Here is a 22675-nt window from a genome sequence, read left to right as displayed (position 1 = left end):
CATCGTCGGGACACCCTCCCGGGGACCCTCGCCCTGGGGAGCGGCGCCGGGGATCGTCCCGTGCGAGACTGCTCCCCATGAGTGCGAGCGCCCCCAGCGACCAGCGGATCCTCCTCATCGACGGGCATGCGATGGCGTTCCGCGCCTTCTTCGCCCTGCCGGCCGACGGCTTCAGCGACGGGCGCGGTCAGGCCACCAACGCCGTCTACGGCTTCACCAGGATGATCATCAACGTCGTCGCCGCGGAGCGGCCCACGCACGTGGCGGTCGCCTTCGACCTGCCCGGCGGGACCTTCCGCGACCGCATCTACGACCAGTACAAGGGCGGTCGCGAGGTGACCCCGCCCGAGTTCCACGGTCAGATCGGGCTCATCCAGCAGGTCCTCGACGCGCTCGGGGTGCGCTGGCTGACCTACGAGGACTACGAGGCCGACGACATCATCGCGACCCTCGCCATGAGGGCCGCCGCGGACGGCCACGAGGCGCTCATCGTCACGAGCGACCGGGACTCGATCCAGCTGGTGGGGGAGCGGGTGACGCTCCTGCAGCCGGTCAAGGGCGTCACCGAGATGCGCCGGATGACCCCCGCCGCCGTCGAGGAGAAGTACGGCATCCCGCCGGAGCGCTATCCCGACCTCGCCGCGCTCGTGGGCGAGGCCGCGGACAACCTGCCGGGCGTGCCCGGCGTCGGCCCCAAGACCGCCGCGAAGTGGATCCTCGCCCACGGCGATCTCCCCGGTGTGCTCGCCCATGCCGACGAGATCAAGGGCAAGGCCGGGGAGAATCTGCGCGCCCATCGGGAGGACGTCGAGCGCAACCGGCGCATGAACGCCGCCGTGCTCGATCTCGACCTCCCCGCCGACCCCGAGCACTACACCCTGGGGCGCGGCGACGGCGTCGCCCTGCAGAAGGTGTTCGACGAGCTCGCCTTCGGTCCTACGATCCGCGCCGACGTCCCCGACGTCTTCCTCGATGCGGACGGCTACGGCGAGCAGGAGGTGGAGGCGGACCTCGAGGTGTCCGTCGTGAGCACCGCGGCGGACCTCGCGGACGCCCTCGGACAGTCGCCGGCGCTGCTCGCGCTCGACCTGGCCGACGATGTGCGCGGCGGCCCGCTGCTGGGTCTGGCCACCCCCGAGCGCGCGGTCGGGCTGCGCCTGTCCGCCCTGGACGAGGAGGCCACCGCCGTCCTCACCCGGCTGCTCGAGGACACCCCGCGGATCGAGGTCGCCGGGGCTCAGGCGGCTCTCGCCTTCCTCGGCGAGCACGGGCACCGGCTGGGGGAGGGGAGGCACGACCTCGCCCTCGAGGCCTTCGTCCTGCGCCCCGGGGCCCGCACCTACGACGCGGAGACCCTCGCCGCCGAGCACGCCGGCGTGACCTTCGAGCCGCGGCCGCGCAAGCCCGCACAGGCCACCCTCGCCAAGGAGTCCGCCGAGGCCCGGGAGGAGCACGTGGTGCGCGCTGCCGAGCGCCTCGCCCGCTCCGCCGCGGCGCTGCTCACCGTCGCCAAGCGCCTCGCCGACCAGCTGACGGCGGAGCCCTGGGCCGCGAAGATCCTGCACGAGCTCGAGCTGCCGCTCCAGCGCAGTCTGGTGAGCATGCACGAGCGGGGCATCGCCCTGGATCTCGAGCGCCTCGCCGCCCTGCAGTCCGAGTTCGAGGGCTTCGTCGCACAGGCCAAGCGGGAGGCCGGCGCGATCGTCGGCGAGGAGGTCAACCTCGCCTCGCCGAAGCAGCTGCAGACGGTCCTCTTCGACACCCTCGCCATGCCCCGCACCCGGAAGATCGCCTCGGGCTTCTCGACGGACGCCGAATCCCTCGCGGATCTCCAGGACAAGGTCGAGCCGGGCTCCTCCGGCCACGACTTCCTCTCCTGGCTGCTGCGCTTCCGCGAGATGAGCAAGCTGACCGGCTACCTGGTGGGCCTCGACGCGGCCGTGGACCACGGCTCCCGCGTGCACACCACCTTCCTGCAGACCGCCGCCGCCACCGGTCGCCTGGCCTCGACCGATCCGAACCTGCAGAACATCCCGGTGCGCACCCACGAGGGGCAGCGCATCCGCGAGATCTTCGTCCCGGGCGAGGGCTACGCGGACCTGATGACGGCGGACTACTCGCAGATCGAGATGCGCATCATGGCGCACCTCTCCGAGGACGCTGGCCTGATCGAGGCCTTCAACTCGGGGGAGGACCTCCACCGCTTCGTCGCCTCGCGGGTCTTCGACGTCGCCCCCGAGGACGTCGACGCCGAGATGCGCTCGAAGACGAAGGCCGTCAGCTACGGCCTCGCCTACGGGCTCAGCGCCTTCGGCCTGGCTCGGCAGTTGCGCATCTCCCAGGGCGAGGCGACGGCGCTGCGGGACGGCTACTTCGAGCGCTTCGGTGGGGTGCGCGACTACCTGCGGGCGAGCGTCGAGAGGGCCCGCGAGACCGGGTACACCGAGACCATCCTGGGGCGACGCCGCTATCTGCCCGACCTCACCTCGGACAACCGCCAGCGCCGCGAGAACGCCGAGCGGGTCGCGCTGAACTCCCCGATCCAGGGCAGCGCCGCGGACATCATCAAGCTCGCCATGCTGCGCGTCGACGAGCTCCTCGCGGCCTCCGCGCTCAGCTCCCGCGTGCTGCTCCAGGTCCACGACGAGCTCGTGCTCGAGGTCGCCGCCGGCGAGGAGCAGGAGCTGCGGGCGCTGGTGGCCCGGGGCATGGGTGAGGCCTACGAGCTGTCGGTCCCGCTCGAGGTCGGGATCGGCGTCGGCCCCTCCTGGCTAGCGGCCGCCCACTGAGCCGCGCCGTCACGCCTCGGGGGAGCGAGGTCACATCCCGCAGCGGATCCCCACGCCCCGCGGGCCCTCGCATCGGCGCGCCCCGGCTGATAGGCTTCTGAAGGTCTGTGCGCAGGCGGCCGTCTTGAGCAGTTCGGTGGTCGTCCCCGCGTGCGGATGCCCCGCCCGGGCGAGCGCCGCGATCTGTCGGCGATCACCGGCGAGGTTGCACGTCCACCGTACCTACTCGATTCCTGTCCCGACGGAGTTCCTACCTACATGACCGACACCACGACCCCCCAGATCGCCATCAACGACATCGGCGGCGCCGACGAACTCATGGCCGCCATCGATGCCACCATCAAGTACTTCAACGATGGCGACATCGTCGAGGGCACCGTGGTGAAGGTCGATCACGACGAGGTCCTCCTGGACATCGGCTACAAGACCGAGGGCGTCATCCCCTCGCGCGAGCTGTCCATCAAGCACGACGTCGACCCCGGTGAGGTCGTCGAGGTCGGCGACGAGATCGAGGCCCTCGTCCTCCAGAAGGAGGACAAGGAGGGTCGCCTGATCCTGTCCAAGAAGCGCGCCCAGTACGAGCGCGCCTGGGGCACGATCGAGCAGATCAAGGAAGACGAGGGCGTCGTCACCGGTCGCGTCATCGAGGTCGTCAAGGGCGGCCTCATCGTCGACATCGGCCTGCGCGGCTTCCTCCCGGCCTCCCTCGTGGAGATGCGCCGCGTCCGCGACCTGCAGCCGTACGTCGGCCAGGAGATCGAGGCGAAGATCATCGAGCTCGACAAGAACCGCAACAACGTGGTCCTGTCGCGCCGCGCCTACCTCGAGGAGACCCAGTCCGCGGTCCGCTCGGACTTCCTGCAGACCCTGCAGAAGGGCCAGGTCCGCGAGGGCAACGTGTCCTCCATCGTCAACTTCGGCGCCTTCGTCGATCTCGGCGGCGTCGACGGTCTGGTGCACGTCTCCGAGCTGTCCTGGAAGCACATCGACCACCCGTCCGAGGTCGTCGAGGTCGGTCAGCACGTCAAGGTCGAGGTCCTGGACGTCGACATGGACCGCGAGCGCGTCTCCCTGTCGCTGAAGGCGACCCAGGAGGACCCGTGGCAGCTGTTCGCCCGCACCCACGCCATCGGCGAGGTCGTGCCCGGCAAGGTCACCAAGCTGGTCCCCTTCGGCGCCTTCGTGCGTGTCGAGGACGGCATCGAGGGCCTCGTCCACATCTCCGAGCTGGCCCAGCGCCACGTCGACCTGCCCGAGCAGGTCGTCACGGTCGACCAGGACGTCTTCGTCAAGGTCATCGACATCGACCTCGAGCGTCGCCGTATCTCGCTGTCCCTCAAGCAGGCCAACGAGGGCGTGGACCCGGAGGGCGACGACTCGACCTTCGACCCCGCGCTCTACGGCATGGCGGCCGAGTACGACGCCAACGGCGAGTACAAGTTCCCCGAGGGCTTCGACCCGGAGACCAACGAGTGGCTCGAGGGCTACGACACCCAGCGCGAGGAGTGGGAGGCCCAGTACGCGGCCGCCTACGAGCGCTGGACCGCCCACAAGTCCCAGGTCGCCGAGGCCATCAAGGCCGACGAGGAGTCCGCGAACGCCCCGGCCGCCGCGAGCACCTCCAGCACCCCGGAGTCGGCTCCGTCCTCGCAGACCTCGTACCAGTCGAGCTCCTCCGACGAGGGCACCCTGGCCTCCGACGAGGCCCTGGCCGCCCTGCGCGCCAAGCTCACCGGCAACTGATCACCCGCTGATCACCCGGCTCGGAAGGCCCGGTCCCCGCAGGGGGCCGGGCCTTCCGGCTGTCCGGGAACGGGACGGGTTGGGTTCGCCGCCCCGCCCGGGGCACACTGGGAGCATGTTCACCGCTCTCGAGGACCACCCGATCCACACCTGGCTGACCGACATGGACGGCGTGCTCGTGCACGAGGAGTCCGCCCTGCCCGGCGCCGCCGACTTCATCGCTGCGCTGCAGCAGTTCGGACGCCCCTTCCTCGTGCTCACCAACAACTCGATCTTCACGCCGCGGGACCTGAGGGCCCGGCTGGCGCGTTCCGGGATCGAGCTGCCCGAGGAGGCGATCTGGACCAGCGCCCTCGCCACCGCCCGCTTCCTCGCCGAGCAGGCGCCCGGCTCGTCCGCCTACGTGATCGGCGAGGCAGGGCTCACCAGCGCCATGCACGAGGAGGGCTTCATCCTCGCGGACACCGATGTCGAGTTCGTGGTGCTGGGGGAGACCCGCACCTACTCCTTCGAGGCGATCACCCGGGCGATCCGTCTCGTGCGCGGCGGGGCGAAGTTCATCGCGACAAACCCCGATGTCACCGGTCCCAGCTCCGAGGGACCGCTCCCGGCGACCGGTGCGGTCGCCGCGATGATCACCGCGGCGACGGGCACTCAGCCGTACTACGTGGGCAAGCCGAACCCGCTCATGATGCGCACGGCGCTGAACCGCATCGGCGCCCATTCGGAGACCTCGGTGATGATCGGGGACCGCATGGACACCGACGTGAAGTCCGGGCTCGAGGCCGGCATGCGGTCGGTGCTGGTCCTGACCGGCTCCACCCGCGAGGACGAGATCACCCAGTACCCGTACCGGCCCACCGCCGTGCTGGGCGGCATCTCCGACGTGGTGCCGCTGGTCGAGCGGCTGACCCCGCTGGAGTCGGTGGAGCTGGACGAAGACTGACGCTTCCTGACGCGGCGTGGCGTCGGCCGGCGGGTCGTCCTCACCTGGACGTCCGCGTACCGGTCGGACGGCCCGTGAGAGAATCGTGGCCATGTTGCGCTGGCTCACGGCCGGGGAATCCCACGGCCCCTCCCTCATCTCCCTGCTCGACGGCGTCCCCGCCGGGATCGAGCTGACCAGTGACGATCTGCGCGACGTGCTCGCCCGGCGCCGTCTCGGCCACGGTCGCGGCAGCCGCCAGAAGTTCGAGCAGGACGTGGTGAGCATCCACGGTGGCCTGCGGCACGGGCGCACCCTCGGATCTCCGCTCGCGATCGAGATCGCCAACTCGGAGTGGCCGAAGTGGGAGAAGGTCATGAGCGCCGACCCCGTCGAGCGGGACGATCTCCTCGTCGACGCCGGCACCGGGGACGAGCGCGAGATCGCTCGGAACCGGCCCCTGACCCGGCCCCGCCCCGGTCATGCGGACCTCTCCGGCATGCTGAAGTACGGCTTCGACGACGCTCGTCCGGTGCTCGAGCGCGCGAGCGCCCGCGAGACCGCCGCCCGGGTGGTCGCGGGCCGGGTCGCCGCGGCCCTGCTCGAGCAGGCCGCCGGCATCCGTCTGGTCTCGCACACCCTCTCCGTCGGCTCCGTGCGCGTCCCCGAGGACGCCCCGCTGCCCACCCCCGAGGACGCCGCCGCGCTCGATGCGGACCCGCTGCGCTGCTTCCACCCGGAGACCTCCGCGGCGATGGTCGCCGAGGTCGACGCGGCCAAGGCCGATGCCGACACCCTCGGCGGCGTCGTCGAGGTCATCGCCTACGGCGTGCCCGTCGGCCTGGGCTCCCACACCCAGTGGGACCGCAAGCTGGACGGCCGCCTGGCCCAGGCGGTCATGTCGATCCAGGCGATGAAGGGCGTGGAGATCGGGGACGGCTTCGCGACCGCGGCCCGCCGCGGCTCCGCCGCGCACGACGAGATCCTGATCGCCTCGGAGTCCGGGCAGTACCCGCGCGTGACGAACCGCGCGGGCGGCCTCGAGGGCGGCATGAGCAACGGCCAGGTGATCCGGGTCCGTGGCGCACTCAAGCCCATCTCGACGGTGCCCCGCGCCCTGCGCACGGTCGACGTGGCGACCGGCGCCGAGGCCACGGCGAACCATCAGCGTTCGGACGTCTGCGCCGTCGCGCCCGCTGCCGTGATCGCCGAGGCCGTGGTCGCGCTGACCCTCGCGGACGCCCTGCTGGAGAAGGTCGGCGGGGACAGCGTCGAGGAGATCCGCGCCCACCTCGAGCGCACCGTCGAGCTGCAGTCCCGTCTCCCGGGCGGAGCGGACACCGCCTCGTGAGCGGGCCGCTCGTCATCCTGATGGGACCCATGGCGGCGGGCAAGACCAGCGTCGGCCGCGCCCTCGCCGCCCGGCTCGGCGTCGCCTTCTGCGATCTCGACGCGCTGATCGTCACGGCCGCGGGCCGCCAGATCCCGGAGATCTTCGCCGCCGACGGGGAGGAGGGCTTCCGCGCGCTCGAGGCGGAGGTCCTCGCCCGCGCCCTCGAGGAGCAGACGGGGGTGCTCGCCCTCGGCGGCGGGGCGCCGATGCGGAGCGAGTCGGGGGAGAGGCTGCGCGGCCGCCGCGTGGTGCTGCTTGAGGTCGACGAGGCCATCGCCGCCCGCCGCATCGCGCGCGGCGCAGGACGCCCGATGCTGTCGGGGGACGACCCGATGGAGAGCTGGCGCCGGCTCGCCGAGGAGCGCGGACCCGTCTACCGCGACCTCGCCGCGCTGCGCATCGACGCCGGATCCGGCCCCCCGGCGCGCGTCGCGCGCCAGATCATGGACGAGCTGGGGCTGCGGGCCGCCGGCGCCGAGGAGGAGACCGCATGAGCACCACCACCATTCCCGTGACCACCCCGACCGGCGGCTATGACGTGCTCGTCGGCCGCGGACTGCTCGCCGAGGCACCGAGCCGGATCCCCGAGCGGGCGCGCCGGGTGGTGATCATCCACCAGCCGAGCCTGCGCCAGGTCGCCGACGAGCTGCGCGAGGCGATCATCGCGACCGGCCGCGAGGCCTTCGCCGCGGAGATCCCCGACGGCGAGGAGGCCAAGACGGCGCAGGTCGCCGGGTTCCTCTGGGGGGTGTGCGGACAGGCGGAGATCGGCCGCGGCGACCTCGTGATCGGTCTCGGCGGCGGCGCCGCCACGGACCTCGCGGGTTTCGTCGCCGCGTCCTGGCTGCGCGGCATCGACGTGCTGCAGGTTCCGACCACCGTCGCGGCCATGGTCGACGCGGCCGTCGGCGGGAAGACCGGCATCAACACCTCCGAGGGCAAGAATCTCGTCGGGGCGTTCCACCCGCCGATCGCCGTGGTCGCCGATCTCGACGTGCTCGCCGGCCTCGGCGCGCACGACGTCGCGGCGGGCCTCGCCGAGGCCGTGAAGGCCGGATTCATCGCCGACACCGAGATCCTCTCGCTCGTCGAGCAGGATCCCGACGCGGTGCGCGACACCGGCAGCGACGCCTTCCGCGAGGTGATCGAGCGGGCGATCCGGGTCAAGGCGCGCGTCGTCTCCGCCGACCTTATGGAGGCGGGCGAGAGGGAGATCCTCAACTACGGCCACACCCTCGGCCACGCGATCGAGCGCAACGAGCGTTACCAGTGGCGGCACGGCGCTGCGGTCTCCGTCGGCATGATGTTCGCCGCCGAGCTCTCCCACCTCGCCGGCAAGCTCTCCGAGGCCGAGGTCGACCGCCACCGCACGATCCTCACCTCCCTCGGCCTGCCCGTCACCTACCGCGATCGGCAGTGGCCGAAGCTCGAGGACGCCATGAAGCGCGACAAGAAGACCCGCGCCGGCGTGCTGCGTTTCGTCGTGCTGGACCGGATCGGGAAGGTCTCACGCCTCGAGGGCCCGGACCCGGCGCTGCTGCTCGCGGCCTACGCCGCGGTGACGGAGGACTGAGCGGCGTGACCGCCCATGACGAGATGCCGTCCTCGGACCGATCCGCCGCGCCGGCTGACGCGGCGGGGGGCCCGGATCCGCGGCGGCGCACCGTCACCGTGCGTGGGATCGAGCTGGGCCGGGGCCGCCCCGAGGTGATCGTGCCGCTCGTCGGCGACCACCTCGACGCGCTCCTCGGCCAGGCCGCCGCCGCGGTCGAGGCCCCCGCCCGGATCGTCGAGTGGCGCCTCGACCGCTTCCGCCCCGACCTCGGGGACCCGGCGGAGCACCGCGTCGCCGTGCTCGCCGCCCTCGCCCCGCTGCGCGCCGCCCTCGGCCCGGACCGGGCGCTCCTGGTCACCTTCCGCACCGCCGCCGAGGGCGGACCGCGCCCGATCGCGGACCACGACCTCGGGGAGCTCCTCCTCGCGCTGATCACGGGCCGGCCCGCCGGGACCCAGTCCGCGGTGGACCTCGTCGACATCGAGACCGCGCGGGACGGCGCGATGGTCGCCCGCGTGATCGAGGCGGCGCGCCGCAACGGCATCGCCGTCGTCGGCTCGTTCCACGACATGGAGGCGACGCCCACCCGGGAGCGGATCGTCGAGATCCTGCGCGGGCAGCGCGAGCTCGGCGCGGACGTGCCGAAGATCGCGGTCACCCCGCGGAGCCCGATGGACGTGCTGACCCTGCTCGCGGCGAGCCTCGCCGTGGCCGGGGACCGCCGCGGTCCGCACCTCGCGATCAGCATGGGCACGCTCGGCGCCGCGAGCCGCGTCGCCGCGGAGACGTTCGGCAGCGCCGCGACATTCGCGACGGTCGGGGAGGCCTCGGCGCCCGGTCAGCTCGACGCGGTCGACGTCGCGCGGATGCTCGAGCTGCTGCGTCCCTGAGGGCGTCGCGCGGCGGCGCCCCGCGACGATCCCGCGGCGCCCCGCGCGGCGGCCAGGCTCCCCGCGCCGTGCCCCGGCGCGTCAGCGCGCCGCGGCGGTCCCGGGGTCCCGGCCGTGACGCTGCTCGTGCTCGATCGTGCCGGGGAGCGCCTCCGCCTCCGGGAAGACCCGCTCCTCGAAGTAGTGCGCATCGCGGTCCTCGGCCGCGCTGTCCTCGGCGAGGTCGTCGTGCTCCACGTCGACGACCGGGATCGCGCCGGTCTCGAGCGCCACCCGCTCCCGCTCGTCCTTGCGGGTGCGGCGCACGAGCCGCTTGAGCTGGGTCGCGGACAGGGTCACCTGCCATTCCTGATGGGCCGGCAGCGACCAGCGGCGCCAGGCCGCGATCCCGGCGAGCAGCGAGCCCGCGGCGACGGCGATCAGCACCGTGGGGGAGGGGAGGCCGAGGGCCAGCACCAGCCAGGTCATCACCGCGGTGACGAGCGCCCCGGTCGCGTACAGGGGGCCGCCGCCGAAGATCTGGGGGATCCGCCCCACGAGGACGTCGCGGATCACGCCGCCGCCGACGGCGCTCGTGACCCCGAGCAGGATCGCGGGCAGCACGTCGAGGCCGTAGCCGAGGGACTTCGCCGTGCCGGTCGCCGCCCACAGCCCCATCGCCGCGATGTCGAGCACCGTCACCAGGCGGCGCCACCACGGGCCGTCGGCGTGGATGAGGAAGGTGAACATCGCCCCGGCGAGGGCGCACGCGAGGTACCAGGGGCCGTCGAAGGCGGCGGGGGTGCCGTAGTCGAGGATCAGGTCGCGCACGAGCCCGCCGCCGAGGCCGGCGACGATCCCGATGACCGCGAAGCCGACCGCGTCGAAGTTCAGCCGCGAGGCGATCGCTCCGGCCGCCACGCCCATCACGAACACGCCCACGAGGTCCAGCACACGGAGGAAGTCGTTGGTCACGAGCAGCTGCAGAGGATCCACCCGAGCACCGTACGACCTGGGGCGCCAGCCGGGAAACAGCTCGTGACGGCTCTGACGCGCTAGCCCTACGATCGGGTCATGTACCCCGCATCGCCCCGCTTCCGCGTCGGCCTCACCGGCGGCATCGGCTCCGGCAAGTCCACGGTCGCCGCGCTCTGGCGCGGCGCCGGGATGCGCGTGATCGACCTCGACGCGCACTCCCGCGCGGTGCTCGACATGCCCGGGGACGGGGTCGAGGAGGCGATCGCGCGGTTCGGCGAGGAGCTGCGCAACCCGGCAGGCACGATCGACCGCGCCGCGATGGCGCGGATCGTCTTCGCCGATGCCGCGGCCCGCGCCGACCTCGAGCGGATCGTGCTCACCCGCGTCGACGAGGCGGTCGCCCGCGAGGAGGCCGACGCCGCCGCGGCGGGGGAGCGGATCTTCGTGCACGACAGCCCGCTGCTGCTCGAGAAGGCGCAGGACGCCGCGGGCACCTACGCCGCGGTGGTCGCGGTGCTCGCCCGGCGCGAGGACCGCATCGCCCGGGTGACCCGCGACCGCGGCAGGGACCGCGCCTACGTCGAGTCGATCATGGCCGTGCAGGTCACCGATCTCGAGCGGATCCGGCGCGCGGACCGGCTGATCCTCAACACATCGGGCCGCACGGAGCTCGCCGACCGTGCGGACCGCGCGCTCGAGGCGGTGCGCACGCTCCTGGACCGACGCCGCTGAGCGCGGCCCGTCGGCCCTGAGCGGACAGGAGACGCGCGCCATGTCGTCCGTCGGCCCCGGGTCGTAGGCTCGACCCCATGCGTCCTGTCACCGATCTGGTCCGCGCCGAGCATCCCTTCGAGGTCGTCTCCGAGTACTCGCCGTCCGGCGATCAGCCGCAGGCGATCAAGGAGCTCACGAAGCGCATCAACGACGGCGAGCAGGATGTCGTGCTGCTCGGCGCGACGGGCACCGGCAAGTCCGCGACGACGGCCTGGCTCATCGAGCAGGTGCAACGGCCCACGCTGGTGATGGCGCACAACAAGACCCTCGCCGCGCAGCTCGCGAGCGAGTTCCGGGAGCTGCTGCCGCACAACGCGGTCGAGTACTTCGTCTCGTACTACGACTACTACCAGCCGGAGGCGTACGTCCCGCAGTCGGACACCTACATCGAGAAGGACTCCTCGATCAACGCCGAGGTGGAGCGGCTGCGGCACAGCGCCACCAACTCGCTGCTGACCCGCCGTGACGTGGTCGTGGTCTCGTCCGTCTCCTGCATCTACGGCCTCGGCACGCCGCAGGAGTACGTGGACCGCATGGTGCAGCTGTCCCGCGGCCAGCAGCTGGACCGCGACGACCTCCTGCGCCACTTCGTGGACATGCAGTACGACCGCAACGACGTCGCCTTCGAGCGGGGCACGTTCCGGGTGCGCGGCGACACCGTCGAGATCATCCCGATGTACGAGGAGCTCGCGATCCGCATCGAGTTCTTCGGCGACGAGGTCGATGCGCTCTACACCCTGCACCCGCTCACCGGCGAGGTGATCCGGCAGGAGGACCACATCCACATCTTCCCCGCCTCGCACTACGTCGCGGGTCCCGAGCGGCTCGCGCGGGCGATCGGCACGATCGAGGAGGAGCTCGCCGAGCGGCTCGTGGAGCTCGAGGGCCAGAACAAGCTACTCGAGGCGCAGCGGCTGCGGATGCGCACCACGCACGATCTCGAGATGCTGCGGCAGATGGGCTCGACCAACGGCGTCGAGAACTACTCCCGCCACCTCGACGGCCGCGCGCCCGGCACCGCCCCGAACACCCTGATGGACTACTTCCCCGAGGACTTCCTGCTGGTCATCGACGAGTCGCACGTGACCGTCCCGCAGATCGGCGCGATGTACGAGGGGGACCGGTCCCGCAAGCGGACCCTCGTCGACTTCGGCTTCCGCCTCCCCTCGGCGCTCGACAACCGCCCCCTCACATTCGGCGAGTTCACCGAGCGCACCGGCCAGACGGTCTATCTCTCCGCGACCCCGGCCGAGTACGAGCTGAACCGCGCGAACGGGGTGGTCGAGCAGATCATCCGGCCGACGGGACTGGTGGACCCCGAGGTGATCGTCAAGCCGGTCAAGGGCCAGATCGACGATCTCCGTGAGGAGATCGAGAAGCGCGTCCAGCGGGACGAGCGCGTGCTCGTGACGACGCTGACCAAACGCATGGCGGAGGACCTCACCGACTTCCTGCTCGAGAACGGGGTGCGGGTCCAGTACCTGCACTCGGACGTCGACACGCTGCGCCGGATCGAGCTGCTCCGCTCCCTGCGCCAGGGCGAGTTCGACGTGCTCGTGGGTATCAACCTGCTGCGCGAGGGCCTGGACCTGCCGGAGGTCTCGCTCGTCGCGATCCTCGACGCGGACAAGGAGGGCTTCCTCCGCTCGCGCACCTCGCTGATCCAGACGATCGGGCGCGCGGCCCGCAACGTGTCCGGTCAGGTGCACATGTACGCGGACCGGATCACCGACTCGATGCAGCAGGCGATCGACGAGACGAACCGTCGCCGCGAGAAGCAGATCGCCTACAACACCGAGCACGGCATCGACCCGACCCCGCTGCGCAAGCGGATCGCGGACGTCACGGACATGCTCGCGCGCGAGGACATCGACACCGAGACCCTGATGTCCACCGACTACCGCTCCGGCAAGGAGCGGGTGGCGCGGGACCGCGCCCGGGCCAACGCCGTCGACTCCGTGCAGGGCCGCAAGGTCGACCTCGGTGACGATCCGGTCGGCGCGCTCACCGGCATGATCGACGAGATGACCGCGCAGATGCACCAGGCGGCGGAGTCGCTGAACTTCGAGGTCGCCGCCCGTCTGCGCGACGAGGTGCAGGAACTGAAGAAGGAGCTGCGGGCCGTGCAGCGCTCCTGACGCGCTCAGGACAGGCAGCGCTCATCGGGCGATTGCCAGACGGAGGCCGAGCACATCGACCACGGCCAGGACTGCCCGCAGGCCGGGGCCTGCGGTGCCGGACTCTATGTCGCGGATCGTGCGGTCGGACAGCCCCGAGAGCTCGCCGAGCTGCTGCTGGGTCAGGCAAGCCTCTTTGCATGCTGCGCGAATCGCAGCGCCGATCTCGGTGGCGAGGTCCTCACCTGCGGCCGTAGCGGAAAGATCCTTCCGACATCGTCGATTTCGGGTCCAGCACGCGATGCCAGGCAGTCTTTCGGAAAGATGCTTCCGATGAAGCAGGAGCATGGCTCTTCGCGGCAATGGACCGCAGAGCGGGACTGCAGTGCCGGAAGAATACTTCCGACTGCTGTGGGAAGAGAGTAGGCCGACCATGGGCGGCCCGGACTCCGACAGCCGCTCAGGGCAGCAGCCGGAGGGCGGCCCGCGCGGCCGAGCTGGGCTGGAAGGCGTTCCACACCAGGTGCACCGTGCGATGCGGGCCGCTGCGGACGGTGAGCGTGCGGGCGCCGTGGGTGGGGGCGAAGGGCGCGGGCAGCAGTGCGACGGCCAGTCCTGCGCAGACCAGCTCTCCGATCAGCTGCGCGGTGGAGGCCTCGTAGGGGTCTCGGCGCACCAGGCCTGCGGTCCGAAATGCCCGGTCGCTCTGGGCGCGGCCGGGGCTGCCCGTGGCGAAGTCCGCGAACGGCTCCTCAGCCAGCTCGGCCAGATCCACCGTGCCGCGACGGGCCAGAGGGTGCTCCTCGGGCACCACGGCCACGAGCGCCTCCTCGGCCAGCACCCGGTGCTCGACCCCCTCGGGGATGATGCCCTGGGCGAGGCCGAGCACTGCCAGGTCGATCTCGTCCTCGCGCACCGCGGCGACGAGCTCGTCGCTGGCTCCGACACGGAGCCTCACGTTCACCTCCGGGTGGGCCTCGTGCAGGCGGCGCACCAGTGCGGGGATGTCCAGCGCCGTGACCGTGGGAATCAGTCCGATCGTCAGGGTGCCGCTGACCACTCCGACCGCCGCCGTGGCCTCCGCCGCGGCGCGCTCGGCGGCGTCCAGACTGTTGCGGGCCCATGGGAGGAACGCCTCCCCGGCGGGCGTGAGCTCGACCCGCCGGCTGGAGCGTGCGAAGAGGGGCGTGCCGAGCTTGCGCACCTGGTGGCTGAGCGCCGATTGGACCACGAAGCACTGCTGCGCAGCTCGGGTGAAGTTCCGGGTCTCGGCGACGGCGAGGACGTAGCGCAGCTGCTGCAGTTCCATGCCGACGATCGTGCTACGCGATCGCTTGAATGACAAGCATGTGCTGGACTCATGCATGGAGGCAGGTGGACAGTGGAACACATGGCCACAGCCCCCTCCGCCGCAACCGCCCCCTCCTCCATCTCCAGGGGTGCTCCGGTGCTCTCCACCGCTTTCGCCCCCATGGTCTGGGGAACCACCTACGTGGTGACCACCGTGTTGCTGCCAGCGGACCACGCTCTGTGGTCGGGGGTGCTGCGGGCGCTTCCCGCGGGACTGCTGCTGTGCGCACTGGGCAGGACGCTCCCGCGCGGGCACTGGTGGTGGCGGGCGCTCGTGCTCGGCACGCTGAACATCGGGGCGTTCTTCCCGCTGCTGTTCGTCGCGGCGTACCTCCTGCCCGGTGGTATCGCGGCGATCTTCGGGGCCGCCAGCCCTCTGCTCGTTGCGGCTCTCGCCCTCCCGCTGCTGTCCGAGCGCCCCACTGCGTGGCGGCTGTGCTGGGGAGTGCTTGCCGTGGTGGGCGTGACGATGATGGTCCTCGCTCCGGGGGTCGAGCTGAACCTGCTCGGTGTGCTCGCCGGGATCGCGGCACCGGTGAGCATGGCGGTGGGCACCGTGCTGAGCAAGCGCTGGGGCAGACCCGTCGGCCCGGTGCCCTATGCCGGCTGGCAGCTCGCCGCCGGCGGCTCCGTGATCGTGCCGCTCGCACTGCTGGTCGAGGGGGCCCCGCCTGCTCTGGACGCTCCAGCCGTTGCGGGCTATGCCTGGCTGGGACTGGTCGGTGCGGCCCTGGCGTACACGCTCTGGTTCCGCGGGGTGGGCAGGATGCCCGCGGGCGCGGTCGCCTTCCTGCCGCTGATCTCGCCGCTCGTCGCCGCCGTCCTCGGGTGGTGCGTGCTCGGCGAGGGTCTCACTGCGTTCCAGAGCGTCGGATTCGTCCTCGCGCTGATCGCCGTCGCGAGCTCCCAGCGGTCGCCGACCTGGCCGAGCCGATCGGGCACCGAGTCCGAGACATCCCACGATCCCCGCCCCGCCGCCACGACGACGAACACCCCGACGAAGGAGCACGCCGCATGAAGATCCTCATCCTCGGCGCGGCCGCGACCCGCCTCACCGCCGAGACGCTGCGAAGAGGGCACGCGGTCACCGCAGCATCCCGCAGCATCCGCCCGGGCTTCATCGGACGGGCGCAGTCCGCCGTGCTCGACGGCTCCTCGGCCGCACACGTCGCAGATCTCGCGCAGGAGCACGACGTGGTCATCGGGGCCACCCGTCCGGCTCCCGGCCGGGAGGAGGACATCGATGTCGTCACCGCAGGGATCGCCGAGGGCACCCGCCGGGCGGGTCGACGGCTCGTCGTCGTCGGGGGTGCGGCACCCCTGCGATTCCCCGGAACCTCCTGGAGTGCGCTCGAGGACCCGGTGTGGGTGCCTCGGCGGTTCCGTGCGTTCGCAGCCTCCAGCAGCCGCCAGCTCGAGAGCCCGACCACCTCGCGGGGCATCCTCTCGATCGGGCGCTGAGCCCGTCTCAGGCGGGTTCTCGCTCCCACGGCTCGACGGGTCCCGGCACGACGGTGAACAGCGGATGCGGCTCCGGGCCGGACAGCTGCCGCAGCCGGTGGTGGAGGTCGGGGCTGCGGAGCTCGAGCTTGGCCAGCAGGTGCCGCCACTCCAGGGCGAGCTGCCCGTCGGTGACCGGGATCCTCGTCGCAGGCGCCTCCACATTCGGCGCATGGTCGATGCGGGTGCGGTCGAAGCGATATCCGCGCGCCGTGGCCTCGACGGCCACGGCATCGAGATACGCGCCGATGGCGGCGAGCGGATCGCTCTGCGCACGCAGACGCTCCAGCTGGGGATGGCTGCGGTAGCCCCGGGTGCGCCCCGCGAGCACCGCCTGAGCCAGCAGCGCTTCCCGCCAGCACCCCGTGAGGCCCTGGCGGTCGAGATGGCGGGGGTGCAGTGACCACAGACGCATCCGCACATACTGCCCCAGTCCCGGCCCTCCCCGCGAACAGCGATCCACCCGCAGGGATGACGCAGAGCCGACGATCGTCGGTGCATGCAGGACCATCCGGCTCGATACCGTCGACACGTCCCGCACCGCTGCGCCACCTCGCATCGCACCCCACGCCGAGGAGGATGCTCTTGTCCCGCACTCCGCAGCAACGGATCATCTCTCTCACCACGGGCACTGTCATGGCGACCGGCCTCGGGATGATCCCCCTGCACCGGCGGCCGCGCGCCGTGAAGACCGGCTATATCGTGCTGCCCGCCGCCCTCGGGGCAGGAGCCATGCTCATCGCACTGCGCCGCCACGACTCCGAGCCCCTGGACAGCGACGGCGCCGCGTCCTTCGCCGCCTCCTCCTCCCGCAGCAGGTCTCCCGCCGTGCACGCCTCGCTGCCGCTCGCAGTCGGCGGCATCATCGCCGGCTCGAGCGTCCTCAGCCTGTGGATGGACCGAGGCATCGAAGAGTTCCTGCACCGCCGCGGCGTGCCCGCCCCGCGGCTGGCGATGGCCCTCGCCTCCGGTGCGCTCTCGCTCGCGATGGGCATCGCCGAGGAACGGCGCGAGGCGCGGGACGCTGAGCGGACGCTCGAGGAGCGCGTCCTCGCCACGCTGTCCGAGAGCGACCCGGTGCGCCTCGAGCCCGGGCATCGCGGGGGAGCCCCCAGCGACGAGTACCTGCGGGAGGCGGAGACGATCGCCGTGATCCTCCGCCGTGACGGCGCCATCGACGCCGTGATGCTCGATCAGGTGTGGGAGGAATCGTTCGACCGGTCGATGACCGAGCTGGTCGGCGCGACCCGGACCGCGTCCCTGGCCGCGGAGCTCACCGCCGAGGCCGCACAGCTCACTTCTGCGCCGAGCGCTCGCTGATCTCCAGATCGAGCGGGAAGTCGATCGGACTGCCCGGGAACAGCAGCCGCCCCGCCGCCTGCGCGGACTCGCGGATCGCGGCGGCGGCGGCCTCGGCCTGCTCCGCGGGGGCGTGCACGATCACCTCGTCGTGCAGGAAGAACGCCAGGTGCGGCCGCCGGGCGAAGACCGGGCCGGAGGCTGAGGCGGCCCGCTCCGCGGGCACCTCCTCGAAGCGGCTCAGCGCGAGGCGCAGCCCCGCCATCCAGGACAGCGCCCACTCGGCCGCCGTGCCCTGCACGACGAAGTTCCGGGTGAATCGCCCCCGGTCCCGTGCGGCGCGCCGCGCCCGCTCGCCCTCCCCGGCCGGGGCGTCGGCCCCGTGCGCCTCGGCCTGCGCCCGCGTCCACTCCTGCTCGGGGGCGGGGGAGGAGCGGCCGAGCCACGTGGTCACCGTCCCGCCCCGCTCCCCGGTCGCCGCTGCGCCGTCCACCAGGGCCATCGCCGCGGGGAAGCGCTGCCGCAGCCGCGGCACCACCCGTCCGCTGTCCCCGGTGGTGCCGCCGTACAGCGCCCCGAGCACCCCCACCTTCGCCTCCTGCCGGGTCGCGACGATGCCGGCGTCGACGATGCCGGCGTAGAGGTCGCGGCCGGCCCCGGCGGTGATCATCGCCTCGTCCGCGGCCATGGCGGCGAGCACCCGCGGCTCGAGCTGGGAGACGTCGGCGCTCACCAGCATCCAGCCGGGATCGGCGCGCAGCGCCGGCCGCAGCTGCCGCGGGATCTGCAGGGCGCCGCCGCCGCTGGACGCCCACCGCCCGGTGACCACGCCGCCGGGCACGTAGACCGGGCGGTACCGGCCCTCGTGCACCCACTCGTCGATCCACGCCCAGCCGTTCGCCGTCAGCAGGCGGGACATCTTCTTGTAGCGCAGCAGTGGCTCGATCGCCGGATGCTCCTGCTCCTGCAGCTCCCACTGCGAGGTGGAACGCACGTCGATCCCGGCCCGATGCAGGGCCCGCAGCAGGCGGGGCGGGGACTCGAGGGACAGCTGCGGGTCCCCGAGGGCCGCACGCACCTCCGCCCCGACCTCCACCATCCGAGCGGGCGGCGAGCCCGCGGCCGGGCGCGGGCCGAGAGCCGCCGTGAGGATGCGGTCGTGCTCGGCCACGTCCCAGGGGATGCCGGCGGCCTGCAGCTCGGCGGCGATCAGCGCCCCGGCGGACTCCGCCGCGGCGAGCAGCCGCAGCCGGCCCGGGTCCCGCGCGCCGTCGAGCGCCTCGCGCTGACGACCGAGCTCGGCGAGCACCTCGTCGATGTCATGGGGCACGCCCTGGTCGCGGGCCGCTGACGGATCCAGGTCGAAGAGCGCCTCCCCGCCCCGCTCGACCTCCGGTGCGGGATCGACGGGCGTGTCCCAGGCGGTCGCCGCGCGCAGCGCCCGCACGTCCGCGACGAGCTGCGAATGGCGCAGGATCCGGTGCACGAGGCGCAGGTCGAGGCAGCGCTCGAGGGTCACCCCGGCGGCCAGCAGGCGCGGATACCAGGTGCGCACGTCCGGGAGCACCCAGCGCGGGCGCACCGCGGCCTCGTGCGCGGCGACGGCCTCCGCGAGTCCCTCGAGGTCGACGGAGGCGGTCGCGAGGACCGTGCCGTCCTCGGTGAGGTCGACCTGGGCGATCCGCCCGTCGGCCGCCCGCCCCAGGGCGGTCCAGACCGGTCTGTCGGCCTCCATCGGGCTCACCAGCCCCGCGCGCGCCAGGCCGGCAGCTCGGGCCGCTCGGCGCCGAGCGTCGTCGGCGCGCCGTGACCGGGGTGCACGGCGGTCGCGTCGGGCAGCACAGCGAAGACCCGGTCCTCGACGTCGCCGAGGAGCTGGGCGAAGCGTTCGGGATCCTGCTGGGTGTTGCCCACCCCGCCGGGGAACAGCGAGTCGCCCGTGAAGAGATGGTCACCCGTCTCCCCGCCGCGCCACAGCAGCGCGATCGAGCCGGGGGTGTGTCCCCGCAGCGCGATCACCTCGAGCTCCGCCGCGCCGACGCGGATCCGGTCGCCGTGGGCCAGGGGCTCGTCGATCGTCACGCCGGTCTGCTCCCGGATCGACTCGGCGTCCTCGGCGCCGGCGGCGGTGCGCGCGCCGGTCGCCTCGACGACGGCCGCGAGGGCGCCGATGTGGTCGTGGTGGCGGTGGGTGGTCACCACGCGCTCGAGGCGGATCGCCGCTGCCGGGACTGAGCTCTCGTCGGCCCCGCCGGGTCCGTCGGCCGCACCCGCGGCGACCAGCTCGAGCAGCCGCTCGGGCTCGGCGGCCGCATCGATCAGCAGCTGCGCGCCGGTCGCCCGGCAGGTGAGCAGGTAGGCGTTGTTGTCCATGGGGCCGACGGACAGCGCGCGGACGGCGAGGGCGGGGAAGGGCGAGGCGGGGGTCTCGGGGTTCATGGGCACCAGGGTATGTCGCACAGCTCTCCTCCGAACAGCTGTTCGAGCGTCGGGCCGCGCCACTACGATGGCCCGGTGACTGAATCGCTGGTCGTCCGTGGTGCGCGCGAGCACAACCTCAAGAACATCGACATCGACATCCCCCGCGACAGGCTGGTGGTGTTCTCCGGCCTGTCCGGCTCGGGCAAGAGCTCCCTCGCCTTCGACACGATCTTCGCCGAGGGGCAGCGGCGCTACGTCGAGTCGCTCTCCGCCTACGCCCGGCAGTTCCTGGGCCAGATGGACAAGCCCTCCGTCGACCTCATCGAGGGGCTCTCGCCGGCGGTCTCGATCGACCAGAAGTCCACCAACCGCAACCCGCGCTCGACCGTCGGCACGATCACCGAGATCTACGACTACCTGCGCCTGCTCTTCTCCCGCACCGGCGTGCAGCACTGCCCGGTGTGCGGCGAGGCCGTCACCTCCTCCTCGGCCGAGCAGATCGTGGACACCCTCCTCGACCTCGACGAGGGCACCCGCTTCCAGCTCCTCGCCCCCGTGGTCCAGGGCCGCAAGGGAGAGCACCAGGACCTGCTGTCCTCCCTGCGCTCCCAGGGCTACGCGCGCGCCCGCATCGACGGCACGACGCGGCGCCTCGACGAGGAGATCTCCCTCGACAAGCGCTACAAGCACACCATCGAGGTGGTCGTCGACCGTCTCGCCGCGAAGCCCGACGCCCGCCGCCGGCTCACCGACTCCGTCGAGACCTCGCTGCGTCTGGCCGAGGGCGTCGTGCTGGTCGAGTTCGTGGACCGTCCCGAGGACGACGAGGACCGCATCCGCCGCTTCTCCGAGAAGCGCGCCTGCCCCAACCAGCACCCGCTCTCGATCGACGACATCGAGCCGCGCACCTTCTCCTTCAACGCCCCCTACGGCGCCTGCCCCGAGTGCACCGGCCTCGGCCAGCGTCTCGAGGTCGACCCCGACCTGGTGATCCCCGACGAGGACCTCACCCTTGCCGAGGGCGCGATCGCTCCCTGGGCCATGGGCTCGACCGACCACCACCAGGAGGTCATGGCGGCCCTCGCCGAGGAGCTCTCCTTCTCGATGGACGTGCCCTGGCGCGCGCTCCCCGAGCGGGCCCGCGAAGCACTGCTGAACGGCAAGGACCACCAGGTCCACGTCCGCTACCGCAACCGCTTCGGCCGCGAGCGCACCTACTCCACCGGCTTCGAGGGCGTCATGACGTTCCTCGAGCGCCGCCATTCCGACACCGAGTCCGACTGGGCCAAGGAGCGCTACGAGCAGTTCATGCGCGAGGTGCCCTGCCCCGCCTGCCGCGGCGCCCGCCTGCGGCCGGAGGTGCTCGCGGTGACCGTCGGCGGCAGGTCGATCGCCGAGGTCGCCGACATGTCGATCCGCGACGCGCTCGCCTTCCACGAGGCGCTCGAGCTCGGCGTGCGCGAGGCCGCGATCGCCGACGAGGTGCTGCGCGAGATTCGCTCCCGCCTCGGCTTCCTGCTCGACGTGGGCCTCGACTACCTGACCCTCGCCCGCGCCGCCGCGACCCTCTCCGGCGGCGAGGCGCAGCGCATCCGCCTCGCCACCCAGATCGGCTCGGGGCTCGTCGGCGTGCTCTACGTCCTCGACGAGCCGTCGATCGGCCTGCACCAGCGCGACAACGAGCGGCTCATCGCGACGCTCGAGCGGCTGCGCGACCTCGGCAACACCCTCATCGTCGTCGAGCACGACGAGGACACCCTCAACGCCGCCGACTGGGTCGTCGACATCGGCCCGCTCGCCGGCGAGCACGGCGGGAAGGTCGTCCACTCCGGGACCGTCGAGGAGCTCAAGGCGAACACCGAGAGCCTCACCGGCCGCTATCTCTCCGGCGCCCTCGAGATCCCGCTGCCCGACGCCCGCCGGCCCCTGGACCCGGGCCGGACCGTGACCGTCGTCGGCCCGCGCGCCAACAACCTCAAGGGCCAGGACGTCACCTTCCCGCTCGGCGTGCTCACCGCCGTCACCGGCGTCTCCGGCTCGGGCAAGTCCTCCCTGGTCAACGACATCCTCTACGCGGTGCTCGCGAAGGAGCTGAACCGGGCACGGATCGTCCCCGGCCGGCACAAGCGGGTCACGGGCCTCGAGCACCTCGACAAGGTCGTGCACGTGGACCAGTCACCCATCGGCCGCACCCCGCGCTCGAACCCCGCGACCTACACCGGCGTGTGGGACCGGGTGCGGACTCTCTTCGCGCAGACCCACGAGGCGAAGATGCGCGGTTACACCGCCGGGCGCTTCTCCTTCAACGTCAAGGGCGGCCGCTGCGAGGCCTGCTCGGGCGACGGCACGCTGAAGATCGAGATGAACTTCCTGCCGGACGTCTACGTCCAGTGCGAGGTCTGCCACGGGAAGCGGTACAACCGCGAGACCCTCGAGGTGCACTTCAAGGACAAGAACGTCGCCGAGGTGCTCGACATGTCGATCGCGGAGGCGCTCGAGTTCTTCGACGCGGTCCCCGCGATCCGCCGGCAGATGCAGACCCTCGTCGACGTGGGCCTCGGCTACGTGAAGCTCGGACAGTCCGCCACGACGCTCTCCGGCGGCGAGGCGCAGCGGGTCAAGCTCTCCTCGGAGCTGCACAAGCGCTCCAACGGCCGCACGATCTACGTGCTCGACGAGCCGACCACCGGCCTCCACTTCGAGGACGTGCGCAAGCTGCTCGAGGTGCTCGGCGGACTCGTGGACAAGGGGAACTCAGTGATCGTCATCGAGCACAACCTCGACGTCATCAAGACGGCCGATCACGTGATCGATCTCGGCCCCGAGGGCGGTTCGGGCGGTGGCACCATCGTCGCGACGGGCACCCCCGAGGAGATCGCTGCGCACCCCGACTCCCACACCGGACGCTTCCTCGCCCCGCTGCTGCAGTCAGGACGCTCCGGCCGCGCCGTGCGAGGCTGAG

19 protein-coding genes are annotated in these 22675 nt (G+C 72.2%); 13 read left to right on the top strand and 6 right to left on the bottom strand.

All coding sequences use genetic code 11. The features are described 5' to 3' along the window. Positions 1 to 77 precede the first annotated feature (77 nt). From polA to aroD, 7 genes are all read left to right on the top strand, one after another. Positions 78 to 2789 carry a DNA polymerase I gene (polA, locus tag V1258_RS03800; RefSeq protein ID WP_329748431.1) on the top strand — a complete coding sequence of 904 codons (2712 nt, stop codon included), beginning with the start codon at positions 78 to 80 and terminating at the stop codon, positions 2787 to 2789. Between the two features lie 258 nt (positions 2790 to 3047). Further along, positions 3048 to 4532, top strand: coding sequence for a 30S ribosomal protein S1 (gene rpsA / locus V1258_RS03795; protein ID WP_329748430.1), 1485 nt, complete (start codon positions 3048 to 3050; stop codon positions 4530 to 4532). Positions 4533 to 4647: 115 nt separating this feature from the next. Then, the gene (locus V1258_RS03790; RefSeq protein ID WP_329746789.1) at positions 4648 to 5478 is read left to right on the top strand and encodes an HAD-IIA family hydrolase; all 831 of its coding nucleotides are present in this window, start codon (positions 4648 to 4650) and stop codon (positions 5476 to 5478) included. A 91-nt stretch (positions 5479 to 5569) separates the two neighbouring features. Beyond that, positions 5570 to 6808: a chorismate synthase gene (gene aroC, locus V1258_RS03785; RefSeq protein WP_329748429.1), complete on the top strand. Its 1239-nt coding sequence runs from the start codon at positions 5570 to 5572 to the stop codon at positions 6806 to 6808. Further along, positions 6805 to 7344, top strand: a complete 540-nt coding sequence (locus tag V1258_RS03780) for a shikimate kinase (RefSeq protein WP_329748428.1) — start codon at positions 6805 to 6807, stop codon at positions 7342 to 7344. The genes aroC and V1258_RS03780 overlap by 4 nt, the downstream gene beginning before the upstream one ends. Continuing rightward, positions 7341 to 8423: a 3-dehydroquinate synthase gene (gene aroB / locus V1258_RS03775; RefSeq protein WP_329748427.1), complete on the top strand. Its 1083-nt coding sequence runs from the start codon at positions 7341 to 7343 to the stop codon at positions 8421 to 8423. The genes V1258_RS03780 and aroB overlap by 4 nt, the downstream gene beginning before the upstream one ends. A gap of 5 nt (positions 8424 to 8428) precedes the next feature. Further along, on the top strand, positions 8429 to 9295 hold the full coding sequence (aroD, locus tag V1258_RS03770; RefSeq protein ID WP_329748426.1) for a type I 3-dehydroquinate dehydratase: 867 nt from the start codon (positions 8429 to 8431) through the stop codon (positions 9293 to 9295). 81 nt (positions 9296 to 9376) lie between these two features. Here the strand turns inward: aroD and V1258_RS03765 are convergent, their stop codons facing one another. Next, entirely contained in the window at positions 9377 to 10270 is an 894-nt protein-coding gene (locus V1258_RS03765; RefSeq protein ID WP_329748425.1) for a trimeric intracellular cation channel family protein, read from the bottom strand. A 78-nt stretch (positions 10271 to 10348) separates the two neighbouring features. On the opposite strand from V1258_RS03765, the gene coaE reads away from it, so the two are divergent. After that, complete coding sequence (gene coaE, locus V1258_RS03760) at positions 10349 to 10984, top strand: dephospho-CoA kinase (protein WP_329748424.1); 636 nt, start codon at positions 10349 to 10351, stop codon at positions 10982 to 10984. A gap of 77 nt (positions 10985 to 11061) precedes the next feature. Beyond that, the gene (gene uvrB, locus V1258_RS03755; protein WP_329748423.1) at positions 11062 to 13164 is read left to right on the top strand and encodes an excinuclease ABC subunit UvrB; all 2103 of its coding nucleotides are present in this window, start codon (positions 11062 to 11064) and stop codon (positions 13162 to 13164) included. A gap of 21 nt (positions 13165 to 13185) precedes the next feature. Here the strand turns inward: uvrB and V1258_RS03750 are convergent, their stop codons facing one another. Together V1258_RS03750 and V1258_RS03745 are read right to left on the bottom strand one after the other, a co-directional pair. Further along, the gene (locus V1258_RS03750) at positions 13186 to 13491 is read right to left on the bottom strand and encodes a helix-turn-helix domain-containing protein (protein ID WP_329748422.1); all 306 of its coding nucleotides are present in this window, start codon (positions 13489 to 13491) and stop codon (positions 13186 to 13188) included. 112 nt (positions 13492 to 13603) lie between these two features. Further along, positions 13604 to 14452 (bottom strand): LysR family transcriptional regulator, encoded by an 849-nt coding sequence (locus V1258_RS03745; RefSeq protein WP_329748421.1) that lies wholly within the window; start codon positions 14450 to 14452, stop codon positions 13604 to 13606. Between the two features lie 81 nt (positions 14453 to 14533). Here V1258_RS03745 and V1258_RS03740 point away from each other — a divergent pair, with 81 nt between their 5' ends. Both V1258_RS03740 and V1258_RS03735 read left to right on the top strand, forming a co-directional pair. Beyond that, complete coding sequence (locus V1258_RS03740) at positions 14534 to 15511, top strand: EamA family transporter (protein ID WP_329748420.1); 978 nt, start codon at positions 14534 to 14536, stop codon at positions 15509 to 15511. Next, on the top strand, positions 15508 to 15954 hold the full coding sequence (locus V1258_RS03735) for a hypothetical protein (RefSeq protein WP_329748419.1): 447 nt from the start codon (positions 15508 to 15510) through the stop codon (positions 15952 to 15954). The genes V1258_RS03740 and V1258_RS03735 overlap by 4 nt, the downstream gene beginning before the upstream one ends. A gap of 7 nt (positions 15955 to 15961) precedes the next feature. Here V1258_RS03735 and V1258_RS03730 read toward each other — a convergent pair whose 3' ends face one another. Beyond that, on the bottom strand, positions 15962 to 16408 hold the full coding sequence (locus tag V1258_RS03730; RefSeq protein WP_329748418.1) for a pyrimidine dimer DNA glycosylase/endonuclease V: 447 nt from the start codon (positions 16406 to 16408) through the stop codon (positions 15962 to 15964). A gap of 170 nt (positions 16409 to 16578) precedes the next feature. Between V1258_RS03730 and V1258_RS03725 the strand changes: the two genes are divergently transcribed. Continuing rightward, positions 16579 to 17313, top strand: coding sequence for a hypothetical protein (locus V1258_RS03725; RefSeq protein ID WP_329748417.1), 735 nt, complete (start codon positions 16579 to 16581; stop codon positions 17311 to 17313). On the opposite strand, the gene V1258_RS03720 is transcribed toward V1258_RS03725, so the two are convergent. Together V1258_RS03720 and V1258_RS03715 are read right to left on the bottom strand one after the other, a co-directional pair. Next, complete coding sequence (locus tag V1258_RS03720) at positions 17288 to 19027, bottom strand: bifunctional 3'-5' exonuclease/DNA polymerase (protein ID WP_329748416.1); 1740 nt, start codon at positions 19025 to 19027, stop codon at positions 17288 to 17290. The genes V1258_RS03725 and V1258_RS03720 overlap by 26 nt on opposite strands. Before the next feature lie 5 nt (positions 19028 to 19032). Further along, positions 19033 to 19731 (bottom strand): MBL fold metallo-hydrolase, encoded by a 699-nt coding sequence (locus tag V1258_RS03715; protein WP_329748415.1) that lies wholly within the window; start codon positions 19729 to 19731, stop codon positions 19033 to 19035. Positions 19732 to 19806: 75 nt separating this feature from the next. Here V1258_RS03715 and uvrA point away from each other — a divergent pair, with 75 nt between their 5' ends. Then, positions 19807 to 22674, top strand: coding sequence for an excinuclease ABC subunit UvrA (uvrA, locus tag V1258_RS03710; RefSeq protein WP_329748414.1), 2868 nt, complete (start codon positions 19807 to 19809; stop codon positions 22672 to 22674). Position 22675 lies beyond the last annotated feature (1 nt).

This window comes from Brachybacterium sp. J153 (genome assembly GCF_036311905.1).
Lineage (GTDB): Bacteria > Actinomycetota > Actinomycetes > Actinomycetales > Dermabacteraceae > Brachybacterium.
The sequence above is the reverse complement of the archived record's forward strand: the minus strand, read 5'-3'. Positions and strand labels throughout refer to the sequence as shown.